This window comes from Pseudomonas sp. S44 (genome assembly GCF_016624805.1).
GTDB lineage: Bacteria > Pseudomonadota > Gammaproteobacteria > Pseudomonadales > Pseudomonadaceae > Aquipseudomonas > Aquipseudomonas machongensis.
Map to the genome: position 1 here is coordinate 34,506 of NZ_JACVTY010000028.1, position 13,719 is coordinate 48,224.

Genomic DNA, 13,719 nt, shown 5'->3' on the forward strand with positions numbered 1-13,719 from the left:
GGGTTCCTCGGTCAGGCGTTGTGTTGCCGCTGATGGTTCTCTCATGGCTGAACCCGCCCCTGCATAGGAGCGGGCTCCCCCGCGAAGCACTCACCGCGCAATTCATGACGGGCTTTGTACTGGCCCGGCCGGCAGTATGCAAGCAAACCCGGCAATCATGCTAAGCTCGCCGCCTCTCTGGATGTAACAAGCATACCGACGTGTCGTACGAATCCCCGCAAGCAGCCGCTGTCGCGTGGCTGGCGTATCCACAGCTGGCGAGCGACCTCGACCAGCGCACCCTCGACTGGCTGTTCGACGAAGGCTCCCTGACCCGTCGCCTGACCCGCCTCTCCCACGACCACTTCTGCGTGACGCCGCTGTTCGAAGGCTGGCAACCACTGCGTGACGACGAATGCCTCGCCCTGAATCTTGCGCCAGGCGCGCAGGGATGGGTGCGTGAAGTCTATCTGCGCGGCCATGACCAGCCTTGGGTATTCGCCCGCAGCGTCGCCAGCCGCGAAGCCTTGGAGCGCGGCGGTCTTGATCTGGCGACCCTGGGCAGCCGCTCGCTCGGCGAACTGCTGTTCTGCGACCAGGCGTTCATTCGCCACCCCATCGAGGTGTGTACGTACCCACAGGCGTGGATGCCGACGGAGGTTGCCAGCGCCAACCTCTGGGGCCGCCGTTCGCGCTTCGAACGCGATGGCCTGGACCTGCTGGTCGCCGAGGTATTCCTGCCAGCGATGTGGCAGGCGGACAAGGAGGTATCGCCCTGATGTACCTGCAGCTGCTCAAGTCGCTCAACCGCCTGCACCCCAGAGCCTGGGACTTCGTCCAGCTCAGCCGCCTGGACCGTCCCATCGGCATCTACCTGTTGCTGTGGCCTACGCTCGCGGCCGTGTGGATCGCCGCCAGGGGTGCACCAACCCTGGCCAACGTGCTGATCTTCGGCCTCGGAGTTGCGCTGATGCGCGCGGCGGGCTGCGCGATCAATGACTTCGCCGACCGCAAGGTCGACGGCCACGTCAAGCGCACCGCCGATCGCCCCCTGGCCAGCGGCCGGATTAAGCCCCGCGAAGCGGTGATGCTGTTCGTGGTGCTGACAGGGATCAGTTTCCTGCTGGTGCTGTGCACCAACGCCAGCACCGTGTGGCTGTCATTTGGCGGCGTTGCCCTGGCGTTCTGCTACCCGTTCATGAAGCGCTACACCTACTACCCGCAGGTGGTGCTGGGCGCCGCTTATTCGTGGGGCATCCCAATGGCCTTCACCGCTGCAGGGGGTGAGTTGCCAGCGGCGGCCTGGCTGCTGTACATCGCCAACCTGCTGTGGACGGTAGCCTTCGATACCTACTATGCGATGGTAGATCGCGACGACGACCTGAAGATCGGCGTGAAATCCACGGCGATCCTCTTCGGCGAGGCCGATCGGGTGATCATCCTGACCTTGCAGGTGCTGTCGCTCGGCTGCCTGTTGCTGGCCGGCAACCACTTCGAACTGGGTGGCTGGTTCCACCTGGGCCTGTTGGGCGCCCTGGCATGCTTCGCCTGGGAGTTCTGGTCGACCCGCACGCTGGATCGCGATGCCTGCTTCAAGGCGTTCCTGCACAACCACTGGGCGGGCCTGCTGATCTTCATCGGCGTGGTGCTGGACTACGCGCTGCGCTGAAGGGAGCGCAGCGGTTCGCCGCTGCGACTTGCCGCGCGATCACACTGGTGAATTCACTGACGCAATCGCGGGGCAAGCCCGCTCCCACAAAGACCGAACACGCGTCAGGGTTTGGCGATATGCCAGACGTCCTTCACGCCATCACCGGTCTTGTCCCCGGCTTTCTTGTCCTTGATGAAGGTGTACAGCGGCTTGCCATCATAGGCCCACTGCTTCTTGCCATCATCGCGCTCGATCACCGTCCACTTGTCCTTGGCCGCTTCATCCTCGGCCTTGACCAGCAGCGGCGGCCAGTTGGTTGCGCAATCACCGTTGCACATCGACTTGCCTCCGGCATCCTTGTCGAAGGTGTACAGGGTCATGCCGGCATGGTCGACCCACATGCCGTCCTTCTCCATCGCGTGGTGCGCCGACGCCACCCCCGGCAATGCCAGCGCAGCGAAAAGGGCCATCCAGCTCAGCGTATGTCGTGTCATTGGAATCACCATCGTGTCGGGGGGAAGAAGGAGAAACACCGCCGCAGCGGCCCTGTGAAGCCTAGCGCAGTCATGCAATGTCGCCAGAACGGCCAACGCCCTGTCACACAGCTGCAATAATTCCGTTATCTAATGCGGGCCAAGACATCATAGATGGGAGAGTTTTGAGCATGGTTGGCAGGAACATTCTGATCGTCGACGACGAAGCGCCTATTCGCGAGATGATCGCCGTTGCATTGGAAATGGCCGGCTACGACTGCCTCGAGGCAGAGAACTCCCAGCAGGCCCACGCCATCATCGTCGACCGCAAGCCGGACCTGATCCTGCTGGACTGGATGCTGCCCGGCACCTCCGGCATCGAACTGGCACGCCGTCTCAAGCGCGACGAGCTGACCGGGGACATCCCGATCATCATGCTCACCGCCAAGGGCGAAGAGGACAACAAGATCCAGGGCCTGGAAGTCGGTGCCGACGACTACATCACCAAGCCGTTCTCGCCCCGCGAGCTGGTGGCCCGCCTCAAGGCCGTGCTGCGCCGCACCGGCCCGAGCGACAGCGAGGCACCGATCGAAGTCGGCGGCCTGCTGCTCGACCCGATCAGCCACCGCGTTACCATCGACGGCAAACCCGCCGAGATGGGCCCGACCGAATACCGCCTGCTGCAGTTCTTCATGACCCACCAGGAGCGCGCCTACACCCGTGGCCAGCTGCTCGACCAGGTCTGGGGCGGCAACGTCTATGTCGAGGAGCGCACCGTCGACGTGCACATCCGTCGCCTGCGCAAGGCACTGGGTGAAGCCTACGAAAATCTGGTACAAACCGTCCGCGGCACCGGCTACCGTTTCTCGACCAAGAGCTGACGCGCCCGCACGCTTCACTGCAAGCCGCTGTACAAGGACTGTGAATTGAACCCGAACTGGCACGCGACCCTGATTCGCCACCTGCTCCTGCTGATCAGCGTCTGCCTGCTCGGCGGGCTGATCAGCGGGCAATACGGCTGGAGCCTGGCGGTTGGCCTGGCGCTCTACCTGGGCTGGACCCTGAAGCAGTTGCTGCGCCTGCACGAATGGCTGCGCAACCACCAGCCCGACGAGGCGCCGCCGGACGGCTACGGGCTGTGGGGCGAAGTGTTCGACAGCATCTACCACCTGCAGCGCCGCGACCAGCGTGTCCGCGGGCGCCTGCAAGCGGTGATCGACCGAGTCCAAGAGTCCACCGCTGCCCTGCGCGATGCGGTGATCATGCTCGACAGCGATGGCAACCTGGAGTGGTGGAACCGCGCCGCCGAGACCCTGCTGGGCTTCAAGACGCCCCAAGATGGCGGGCAACCGGTCACCAACCTGGTCCGTCATCCGCGCTTCAAGGAATACTTCGAAGCGGAAAACTACATCGAACCGCTGGAAATCCCCTCACCAATCAACGACCGCCTGCGCGTGCAACTGCACATCACCCGCTACGGCAACAACGAGCACCTGATGCTGGTGCGCGATGTAACCCGCATCCACCAGCTCGAACAGATGCGCAAGGACTTCGTCGCCAACGTCTCCCACGAACTGCGCACGCCGCTGACGGTGATCGCCGGCTACCTCGAGACGCTGCTGGATAACGTCGAGGACGTGAACCCGCGCTGGGCTCGCGCGCTGCAGCAGATGAGCCAGCAAGGCTCGCGCATGCAGACCCTGCTCAACGACCTGTTGTTACTGGCCAAGTTGGAAGCGACCGACTATCCCTCGGACAATCAGCCGGTGGCGGTGGATACTTTGCTGCAGTCGATCAAGGGTGACGCCCAGGCGCTGTCCGGGCCCAAGCGCCAGAACATCTCCCTGGAAGCCGCGCCGGGCCTGCGCCTGAAAGGCAGCGAATCGGAACTGCGCAGCGCCTTCTCCAACCTGGTGTTCAATGCGGTCAAGTACACCCAGGAGGAAGGCACCATTCGCATCCGCTGGTGGGCCGACGAGCAGGGGGCACACCTGAGCGTGCAGGACTCCGGGGTGGGCATCGACGCCAAGCACCTGCCGCGCCTGACCGAACGCTTCTACCGAGTCGACTCCAGCCGTGCCTCCAACACAGGCGGCACCGGGCTGGGCCTGGCGATCGTCAAGCATGTGCTGATGCGCCATCGCGGCAAGCTGGAAATCAGTAGCGTGCCGGGTCATGGCAGCACGTTCACCTGTCATTTTGCGCCGGCACAATTGGCGGTAAATCGCAGCTGAGAATCGGCGAGCAAAAACCATCCCCTTTGCTTTTGCAGCTTCAGCCGCTACATTGGATCCCCTGTGCCAGCTAGAGCTGGCACTTTTTTTCTCTCTCTTTCAAAGACGGACCCCGTAAAAACTCCATCATGGACCCTTCCCCTGGTATCAGCCTCGCTTCTCTATTCGCCGATTTCGGCATGATTCTCTTTGCCCTGTTCCTGGTAGTTCTCAATGGCTTCTTCGTTGCCGCCGAGTTCGCCATGGTCAAGCTGCGCTCTACCCGCGTCGAATCCATCGCCGAGCTGCACGGCTGGCGCGGCAGCATCCTGCGCAAGGTACACAACCAGCTCGACGCCTACCTGTCGGCCTGCCAATTGGGCATCACCCTGGCCTCGCTGGGCCTGGGCTGGGTCGGAGAGCCGGCCTTCGCCCACCTGCTCGAACCGCTGCTGGCCTATCTGGGCGTCGACAGCCCGGAACTGATCAAGGCCGTGTCGTTCTTCGTCGCCTTCTTCGTGATCTCGTACCTGCACATCGTGGTCGGCGAACTGGCACCCAAATCCTGGGCGATCCGCAAGCCCGAGCTGCTGTCGCTGTGGACGGCAGTGCCGCTGTACCTGTTCTACTGGCTGATGTACCCGGCGATCTACCTGCTCAACGCCAGCGCCAACACCATCCTGCGCATCGCCGGCCAGGGCGAGCCCGGGCCGCACCATGAACACCACTACAGCCGTGAAGAGCTCAAGCTGATCCTGCACTCCAGCCGCGGCCAGGACCCAAGCGACCAGGGCATGCGCGTGCTGGCCTCGGCGGTGGAAATGGGTGAGCTGGAGGTGGTCGACTGGGCCAACTCCCGTGAAGACATGGTGGTGCTCGATGCCAAGGCGCCGCTGAAGAACATCCTGGCGATGTTCCGTCGCCACAAGTTCAGCCGTTACCCGGTGTATGACGCCGAGCGCGAAGAGTTCACCGGCCTGCTGCACATCAAGGACCTTCTGCTGGAGCTGGCCGAGCTGGACCACCTTCCTGAAAGCATCGACCTGGAAGACCTGGCGCGGCCGTTGGAACGCGTATCGCGACACATGCCGCTGTCGCAGCTGCTCGAGCAGTTCCGCAAGGGCGGTGCGCATTTCGTGCTGGTCGAGGAAGCCGATGGCAAGGTGATCGGCTACCTGACCATGGAAGACGTGCTGGAAGTGCTGGTCGGCGATATCCAGGACGAACACCGCAAAGCCGAACGCGGCATCCTTGCCTATCAGCCGGGCAAGCTGCTGGTGCGGGGCGACACGCCGCTGTTCAAGGTCGAACGCCTGCTGGGCGTCGACCTTGACCACATCGAGGCCGAGACCCTCGCAGGCCTGGTCTACGAGTCGCTCAAGCGCGTGCCCGAGGAAGAGGAAGTGCTGGAAGTCGAAGGCCTGCGCATCATCATCAAGAAGATGAAAGGGCCGAAGATTGTCCTGGCCAAGGTGCTGAAGCTCGACTGACGACGCTGTTCATGGATTCCCTGCCGTGAAGTCCGGTAGTCCGCCAATCGGACGGTCGAAACGGTAGGGAATCGACTCCAGCGCCAGCCCCACGTTGCGCTGCACCACGAAATGCAGGTGTGGCCCGCTGCTGTTGCCGGTGTTGCCAGACTTGCCCAGCATCTCACCCTGCCCCACCCGCTGCCCCTCGCTCACCACCACGGAACCCCGCATCAAGTGCAGGTACACCCCCATGGTGCCGTCTGCGTGCAGGATCCGCACGAAGTTGCCCGAAGGGTTGTTGCCACGTCCGCTCTGGCGGTTTTCCACCTTGACCACCACGCCGCCCCGAGCGGCAATGATCGGCGTGCCCTCTGGCATGGCGATGTCCATGGCATAGCGGCCCTTCGCGCCAAAATGGCTGAAGCGGCCGTTGGGCCCTTGGCTCAGCCGGAACGGACCGCCGCGCCAGGGAAAGGGATAGCGGTAGGCTTGCGGGCGCTGCGCGGGGTCGCCGAGGGCGTGACGCAGCTTGGCGCGGTATTTCAGTTGGCCGCCAGAACGCGCCAGCAACACGCTCAGCACCTGTGTGGAGCGCGGCGCCAGCACCCGTCGCACGATACGCGGCGCGTTACCGTCGCGGGCGTTGCCCAGGCCTTCCAGACGCAGTTCGACCTCCACTGGGGCGAACAGATCATTGCGCGCCAGGAAACGCACGCCCCCGGCAAAGGTTTCGGGCTGCAGACGGACCTGATCGTCGAGACGCTCGACCATCGGCTCGCGCAGGGCCATTGCGCGCGCACCGGGGCTGGGCTGGTAGGAATAGGACGCAACGCCGAAGGTGTCGGTGGTGCTGTAGAGGGTCATGGCCATGCCCGGTGCCGAAGCCAAGAGCAGGGACAGCAACAGGCAGGCGCGCATGATGGTGGCTTTTTGACAGTTGTTATGCCTTGAGCCTAGCAGCGAGTTATCCCGGGGGAATGACAGTTGGTCGGGTGGCCGCTTCGAATCTGAAGCGGTAAGAGCGGCCTTGTGCCGCTCTTACCGGAGGGTGGAACAGCGGATCAACCGCCCGGCGTGAAGTGCTTCTGCGCAGTACCGCGGGCGATCAATCGCGACAGGTAATCGAGCTTCTGTGCATCCTGATCGACGAACTTGAACGTCAGTTGCAGCCAGTCGCTCTCAGGCTTGGGCTCGAGCGCGGCGATGGCATGCAGGTAACCGTTCAACCGTGCGACCTCGGCGTTCTCACCCTGCTCCAGATCGAGCACCGCACCTTCGAGCACCTGCGGCAGAGCAGCACTGCGGCGCACCACCAACAGCGCTTCCTTGAGGCTGAGGGCCTTGATCACGCAGGGCTGAGTACCGCTGGAAAGGCGCAGCTGCCCCTGACCTCTCCCGGACTGGGCTGCAGCGGCAGCGCTCTGCGGTGGCGGTGCGCTGATCAGCGGTTTGCTAGCGGCAGCCGACGCAGGCGTTGGCGCGACCTTCACGGCTTCGGGCTTGCCGCCGGTCAGGGCACTCAGCGAATCGTTGGCAAAGGCCGAATTGACTCGCGCCGGCGCTCCCGCCATCAGGGCCTCGAGCTTGCCGATCTTGGCCAGGGACTTTTTCACCTTGGTCAGCAACTGTTCGTTGGTGAACGGCTTGCCAACGAAGTCGGAGACGCCAGCCTGAATGGCCTGAATCACGTTTTCCTTGTCACCACGGCTGGTCACCATGATGAACTGCAGGGCTTTCATTTCTTCCTGCTGGCGACACCAGGTCAGCAGTTCGAGGCCGGACATCTCCGGCATCTCCCAGTCGCACAGGACCAGGTCGAAACGTTCCTTGCTCAGCATGGCCATGGCCTTGCGGCCATTGACCGCGTCTTCGATGACCATGCCCGGGAAGGCATTGCGCAGGCACTTCCTCACCAGGTCGCGGATGAACGGCGCATCGTCCACGACCAGCACATTGACTTTACTCATCGATACTCCTCTTGAATCCCGACTAGCATACCGCCGACTGATGGCAATTTGCCAAACCACTGGTCACGCCGGGACGTTTCAAGACTGTTCGCGGGTGCCTGCTGTATCTGCCACAAACGAAAACGCCCGGACGAGGCCGGGCGTTGATGCTCGGGAGCAATATTACTTATCGTCCGATTCGCCCGGAACATTAGCCTTTTCGGCAGAGCCGGAAGTGTCGCCCTCGACCTCGGCCTTCATGCGCTTGAGGCCCATGTGGCGTACATCGGTGCCACGCACCAGGTAGATCACCAGCTCCGAGATATTGCGGGCGTGGTCGCCGATACGCTCCAGCGAGCGCAGGGCCCAGATGACGCTCAATACCCGCGAGATCGATCGGGGGTCTTCCATCATGTAGGTGACCAGCTCGCGCAGCGCGGTCTTGTATTCGCGGTCGATGGTCTTGTCGTACTGGGCCACCGACAGTGCCAGCTCGGCGTCGAAACGGGCGAAGGCGTCCAGTGCATCGCGGACCATGTTGCGCACCTGGTCGCCGATGTGACGCACCTCGACGTAGCCACGGGGCGACTCGCCTTCCTCGCACAGCTGAATGGCGCGGCGGGCGATCTTGGTCGACTCGTCACCGATGCGCTCCAGGTCGATCACCGACTTGGAGATGCTGATGATCAGACGCAGGTCGGACGCCGCAGGCTGGCGACGGGCGAGGATGCGTACGCATTCCTCGTCGATGTTGCGCTCCATCTGGTTGATCTGTTCATCGACCTCACGCACCTGCTGGGCCAGGCCCGAATCGGCTTCGATCAGCGCAGTCACGGCATCGTTGACCTGCTTCTCGACCAGGCCCCCCATCGCCAGCAGGTGGCTGCGCACTTCCTCGAGCTCGGCGTTGAACTGCTGGGAGATGTGATGGGTAAGGCTTTCTTTGTTGATCATCGTTCTCTAGTCCCTGAATCCTGTAGGAGCGGGCTTGTCGGGGCGCCGAATTGCCACGCTGCTAGCCGTAACGCCCGGTAATGTAGTCTTCGGTCTGCTTCTTCGCCGGATTGGTGAAGAGCGTGTCGGTATCACCGAATTCGATCAGCTTGCCCATGTACATGAAGGCGGTGTAGTCGGAGACGCGCGCCGCCTGCTGCATGTTGTGGGTCACGATGACGATGGTGTACTTGGACTTCAGCTCGTAGATCAGCTCTTCGACCTTCAGCGTGGAAATCGGGTCCAGTGCCGAGCAAGGCTCGTCGAGCAGCAGGACCTCGGGCTCTACGGCGATGGTACGGGCGATCACCAGACGCTGCTGCTGACCACCGGACAGCCCCAGCGCCGAGTCGTGCAGGCGGTCCTTGACCTCATCCCACAGCGCCGCGCCCTTGAGCGCCCACTCGACCGCTTCGTCGAGCACGCGCTTCTTGTTGATACCCTGGATACGCAGGCCGTAGACCACGTTCTCGTAGATGGTCTTGGGGAACGGGTTGGGCTTCTGGAACACCATGCCCACCCGGCGACGCAACTCGGCCACATCTTCGCCCTTGCGGTAGATGTTGTTGCCGTACAGGTTGATGGCGCCTTCCACGCGGCAACCATCGACCAGGTCGTTCATGCGGTTGAAGGTGCGCAGCAGCGTGGACTTGCCGCAGCCGGACGGACCAATGAAGGCGGTCACGCGCTGTTTGGGGATGTTCATCTGTACATCGAACAGCGCCTGCTTGTCGCCGTAGAACAGCGACAGGCCCGGGACTTCGATGGCCACGGTCTCTTCGGCCAGGCGCAGGCTCTGCTTGTCGCGGCCCAGGGCCGACATGTCGATGCCGTGGGAGTGGGATTCTTGCTGCATGGTCAACTCCATACGCTATCAATTCGTTTCAAAGAGCCGCCCATACCGTGGGCGGCTCACTTGCAATCAGGATCAGCTGTCGAGCGCCTTGTACTTCTCGCGCAGGTGGTTACGGATCCACACCGCCGAGAGGTTGAGGGTCGCGATCACCAGTACCAGCAGCAGCGCCGTGGCGTAGACCAGCGGTCGCGCGGCCTCGACGTTGGGGCTCTGGAAGCCGACGTCGTAGATGTGGAAGCCCAGGTGCATGATCTTCTGGTCGAGGTGCAGGTAAGGGTAGTTGCCGTCCACCGGCAGCGATGGCGCCAGTTTCACTACACCCACCAGCATCAGCGGCGCCACCTCGCCTGCGGCGCGCGCCACGGCGAGAATCATGCCGGTCATCATCGCCGGGCTGGCCATCGGCAGTACGATTTTCCACAGCGTCTCGGCCTTGGTCGCACCCAGGGCCAACGAGCCCTCGCGCACGGTACGCGGAATCCGCGCCAGGCCTTCTTCAGTGGCGACGATCACCACAGGAACCGCCAGCAGCGCCAGGGTCAGCGAGGCCCACAACAAGCCTGGCGTGCCCAGCGTAGGCGCCGGTAGCGATTCGGGGAAGAACAGCCGGTCGATCGAGCCACCCAGCACGTACACGAAGAAGCCCAGGCCGAATACGCCATAGACGATCGCCGGCACGCCGGCCAGGTTGTTCACCGCGATGCGGATCAGACGCGTAACCGGGCCTTGCCTGGCGTATTCGCGCAGGTAGACCGCCGCCAGCACGCCAAAGGGGGTGACGATCACGGCCATGATCAGGGTCATCATCACCGTGCCGAAGATGGCCGGGAAGATGCCGCCTTCGGTGTTGGCTTCACGCGGGTCGTCGCTGAGGAACTCCCAGACCTTGCTGAAGTAGGCGCCCATCTTGGTCATCGCCGACATGCCGTTCGGCTGGATGGCATGCACCACCTTGCTCAGGTTGATCTCCACCTGGCGGCCGTTGGCGTCGCGGGCCACCAGGCTGTCGCGGGCGAAGGCCTGGTGCAGGCCGGTCAGGCGCTCCTCGATGGTCTTGTAGCGGCTGTTCAGCTCTGCGCGTTCAGACTCGATATCGGCCTGGGCGGCCGCATCCAGCTTGCCCTGCAGCTCCAGCTTGCGGCTGTGCAGGCGCAGGCGTTCGAGGCCGTGGTTGATGGAGCCGATGTCTTTCTTCTCGAGCGACACCAGTTGGTCGTTCAGGTCGCTGGCGCGCTTGAGGCGGCTCTGCAGTTCGTTCCAGGCGCTCGGGCCTTCGGCGACCACACGACCTTCTTCCTTCACGCTGACCAGGTAACCATAGAAGTTGCCCCACTCGCGGCGCTCCAGGGCAATCAGGTCGGCAGGCTTGCTCTGGTCCACCAGCCATTCGCCGACCAGCCAGGTGAAGTCGCTGCCGTTGAGGTCGCGGTTTCCGACCTTGACCAGCTCGCGGGTCATGAACTCCGGCCCCTGGTCAGGTACCGGCAGGCCAGCGCTCTTGAGGCGCTCGCGCGGGACTTCTTCCTTCTGCACCACTTCGCCGACGATCACATGATCGGCCTGGCCGGGCACCTTGTAGGTGGCCTGGACCAAGTCGGCCGGCCAGAAGTGGCCCAGGCCGCGAACAGCGATCACGGCGAGCAGGCCGACGGTCATGATCACCGCCATGGCGACCGCGCCACCGCTGATCCACACGCCCGGCGCACCGCTCTTGAACCAGCCTTTGAGGGAATCCTTTTTCACGGATCTCTACCTTTCTATCAAAGCGACGAGTATTTCTTGCGCAGACGCTGGCGAATCAGCTCGGCCAAGGTGTTCATGATGAAGGTGAACATCAGCAGCACGAGGGCGGCGAGGAACAGCACACGATAGTGGCTGCCGCCGACTTCCGACTCGGGCATTTCCACGGCCACGTTGGCGGCCAGGGTGCGCATGCCCTCGAACAGGTTCAGTTCCATCACCGGGGTGTTGCCGGTGGCCATGAGCACGATCATGGTCTCGCCCACCGCCCGGCCCATGCCGATCATCAGCGCCGAGAAGATGCCCGGGCTTGCGGTGAGGATGACCACGCGGGTCAGGGTCTGCCAAGGCGTCGCGCCCAGCGCCAGCGAGCCCAGCGTGAGGCTGCGCGGTACGCTGAACACGGCGTCTTCGGCGATCGAGTAGATGTTCGGAATCACTGCGAAGCCCATGGCGATACCCACCACCAGGGCGTTGCGCTGGTCATAGGTGATGCCCATGTCGTGGCTGATCCACAGGCGCATGTCGCCGCCGAAGAACCAGCTCTCCAGGAACGGGCTCATGGACAGCGCGAACCAGCCGATCGCCAGGATCACCGGGATCAGGATCGCCGCTTCCCAGCCATCCGGAATGCGCTGGCGGATCGACTCTGGCAGGCGGCTCCAGGAGAAGCCGGCGACCAGGATGCCAATCGGCAGGATCAGCAACAGGCTGAACACGCCCGGCAGGTGGCCCTCAAGATACGGCGCCAGGAACAGGCCGGCGAAAAAGCCGAGGATCACCGTCGGCATCGCTTCCATCAGCTCGATCACCGGCTTGACCTTGCGACGCATGCCCGGCGCCATGAAGTAGGCGGTGTAGATGGCCGCGGCAATAGCCAGGGGTGCCGCCAGGATCATCGCGTAGAACGCGGCCTTGAGCGTACCGAAGGTCAGCGGCGACAGGCTCAGCTTGGGTTCGAAATCGGTGTTGGAGGCGGTCGACTGCCAGACGTACTTCGGTTCGTCGTAGTTCTCGTACCAGACCTTGCCCCACAGCGCACTGAAGGACACTTCAGGGTGCGGGTTGCGCAGGCTCAGTGGCAGCAGCTTGCCGCCTTCTTCGATCATGATGCGGTTGGCGCGTGGCGACAGGGCCAGCACACCGGCGCCATCGGCGACCGGCTCGACCAGCAGGGTACGGTGCGCGGTGCTGTGGAACACACCAAGCATGCCGTCGTTGTCCAGGGCGATGAAGCCCTTGCGACGCTCCTCGGCATCGATCTGGGCGATCGGTGCCTTGCCCAACTGGAAGCTGCGGATCAGCTTGAAGCGCGACTCGCCATCCGGGTCGCGGGCCATGAACCATTGGCTCAGGCCACCCTTGGAGTCGCCGAAGATCAGCGAGATACCACCGACCAGCTGGCCACTGGCGGTGATTTCGGCGTTGCCATCTTCGAGCAGCTTGTAGCGACCGTTGAGGCTCTTGTCCCGCAGGCTGAAGACATCGGCGGTGGCGCGACCGTTGACCACGTACAACCACTGCTGGCGCGGGTCGATGAAGATGTTCTTCACCGTCTGGGTCATCTGCGGCAGCGCGATGCGGTTCTGTTCGGTGGTGGTCTCACCGGTCATCATGTTTTCAGTGCGCGACAGCTCGATCACCTGCAATTGCGCGCCGGTGGAGCCGGCCAGCAGCAGGGTGTCGCCATTGAGGTTGACGCTCACGTGCTCCAGCGCACGACCCTGTTCGTCGAGGGCGAAAGGATCCTGACCATAGGGGTAGTCGATGCCCGCGTTGATGGTCTTCTTGTTGTCCGGATAGGTGATCTTGTAGGTGTGGTGGAACACCAGCGCCTGGCCATTAGACAACCCCAGCACCACCAGCGGACTGCCCGGCTGGTCGGTGCCGATCGAACTGACCGTGGTGCCCGCCGGCAGCGGCAGGTCGACGCGCTTGATCTCGGCACCGGTCTTGGTATCGAAGAACAGTGCCTGGCCCTTGTCGGAAACACGCATGCCCACGAGGTTCTGCTCCTCGAGGGCGATCATCAGCGGCTTACCGGCATCCTGCTGCAACCAGGTCGGCTCAAGGGCCTTCTTGCTGGTCAGCTCCGCGCCCTGGAACAGCGGCAGTACCACGTAGGCCAGATAGAAGAAGATCAAGGTAATGGCTGCCAATACGGCAAGCCCGCCCACCAGGACATACCAGCGGGTCAGGCGGTCCTTCAACGCGCGCATGCGGCGCTTGCGTTGCAGCTCGGGCGTATTGAAATCAATGCGCACGGGAGGGGAATTTGGGGTCATTGTGGAATTGGCCAGATCATTCATGCGCACACCCTAGCGGTCCCGTATGACAGAAACATGACAGTGTAGTGACGCAAAAAAGCCCGCCGCTCAGGAGACCTGGCTTCGGAC

General features: G+C 63.2%; 12 protein-coding genes. 5 read left to right on the top strand and 7 right to left on the bottom strand.

Going from position 1 to position 13,719, the window contains the following annotated elements; translation table 11 throughout:
* Positions 1–200 precede the first annotated feature (200 nt).
* Both IAE40_RS19615 and ubiA read left to right on the top strand, forming a co-directional pair.
* Positions 201–758 carry a chorismate--pyruvate lyase family protein gene (locus IAE40_RS19615; RefSeq protein WP_153774185.1) on the top strand — a complete coding sequence of 186 codons (558 nt, stop codon included), beginning with the start codon at positions 201–203 and terminating at the stop codon, positions 756–758.
* Positions 758–1,648, top strand: coding sequence for a 4-hydroxybenzoate octaprenyltransferase (ubiA, locus tag IAE40_RS19620; protein WP_197891692.1), 891 nt, complete (start codon positions 758–760; stop codon positions 1,646–1,648). Before IAE40_RS19615 ends, ubiA begins: the two co-directional genes overlap by 1 nt.
* A 104-nt stretch (positions 1,649–1,752) precedes the next feature.
* Here the strand turns inward: ubiA and IAE40_RS19625 are convergent, their stop codons facing one another.
* The gene (locus tag IAE40_RS19625) at positions 1,753–2,124 is read right to left on the bottom strand and encodes a COG4315 family predicted lipoprotein (RefSeq protein ID WP_063541824.1); all 372 of its coding nucleotides are present in this window, start codon (positions 2,122–2,124) and stop codon (positions 1,753–1,755) included.
* Positions 2,125–2,294: 170 nt separating this feature from the next.
* On the opposite strand from IAE40_RS19625, the gene phoB reads away from it, so the two are divergent.
* The 3 genes from phoB (at position 2,295) to IAE40_RS19640 (ending at position 5,806) form a co-directional block, all read left to right on the top strand.
* Positions 2,295–2,984 carry a phosphate regulon transcriptional regulator PhoB gene (gene phoB, locus IAE40_RS19630; protein WP_003253341.1) on the top strand — a complete coding sequence of 230 codons (690 nt, stop codon included), beginning with the start codon at positions 2,295–2,297 and terminating at the stop codon, positions 2,982–2,984.
* A gap of 45 nt (positions 2,985–3,029) precedes the next feature.
* Positions 3,030–4,337 carry a phosphate regulon sensor histidine kinase PhoR gene (gene phoR, locus IAE40_RS19635; RefSeq protein WP_197891693.1) on the top strand — a complete coding sequence of 436 codons (1,308 nt, stop codon included), beginning with the start codon at positions 3,030–3,032 and terminating at the stop codon, positions 4,335–4,337.
* Between the two features lie 128 nt (positions 4,338–4,465).
* On the top strand, positions 4,466–5,806 hold the full coding sequence (locus IAE40_RS19640; protein WP_054894888.1) for a hemolysin family protein: 1,341 nt from the start codon (positions 4,466–4,468) through the stop codon (positions 5,804–5,806).
* A 9-nt stretch (positions 5,807–5,815) separates the two neighbouring features.
* On the opposite strand, the gene IAE40_RS19645 is transcribed toward IAE40_RS19640, so the two are convergent.
* From IAE40_RS19645 to IAE40_RS19670, 6 genes are all read right to left on the bottom strand, one after another.
* Complete coding sequence (locus IAE40_RS19645) at positions 5,816–6,706, bottom strand: M23 family metallopeptidase (RefSeq protein WP_054894889.1); 891 nt, start codon at positions 6,704–6,706, stop codon at positions 5,816–5,818.
* A gap of 143 nt (positions 6,707–6,849) precedes the next feature.
* The gene (locus IAE40_RS19650) at positions 6,850–7,755 is read right to left on the bottom strand and encodes a response regulator (protein ID WP_153774183.1); all 906 of its coding nucleotides are present in this window, start codon (positions 7,753–7,755) and stop codon (positions 6,850–6,852) included.
* Positions 7,756–7,917: 162 nt separating this feature from the next.
* The gene (gene phoU, locus IAE40_RS19655; protein WP_153774182.1) at positions 7,918–8,688 is read right to left on the bottom strand and encodes a phosphate signaling complex protein PhoU; all 771 of its coding nucleotides are present in this window, start codon (positions 8,686–8,688) and stop codon (positions 7,918–7,920) included.
* A 61-nt stretch (positions 8,689–8,749) separates the two neighbouring features.
* Complete coding sequence (gene pstB, locus IAE40_RS19660; protein ID WP_054892955.1) at positions 8,750–9,583, bottom strand: phosphate ABC transporter ATP-binding protein PstB; 834 nt, start codon at positions 9,581–9,583, stop codon at positions 8,750–8,752.
* 72 nt (positions 9,584–9,655) lie between these two features.
* Positions 9,656–11,326, bottom strand: a complete 1,671-nt coding sequence (gene pstA, locus IAE40_RS19665; RefSeq protein WP_054892956.1) for a phosphate ABC transporter permease PstA — start codon at positions 11,324–11,326, stop codon at positions 9,656–9,658.
* A 17-nt stretch (positions 11,327–11,343) separates the two neighbouring features.
* Positions 11,344–13,632 (bottom strand): ABC transporter permease subunit, encoded by a 2,289-nt coding sequence (locus tag IAE40_RS19670; protein WP_200603722.1) that lies wholly within the window; start codon positions 13,630–13,632, stop codon positions 11,344–11,346.
* Between the last annotated feature and the right edge of the window lie 87 nt (positions 13,633–13,719).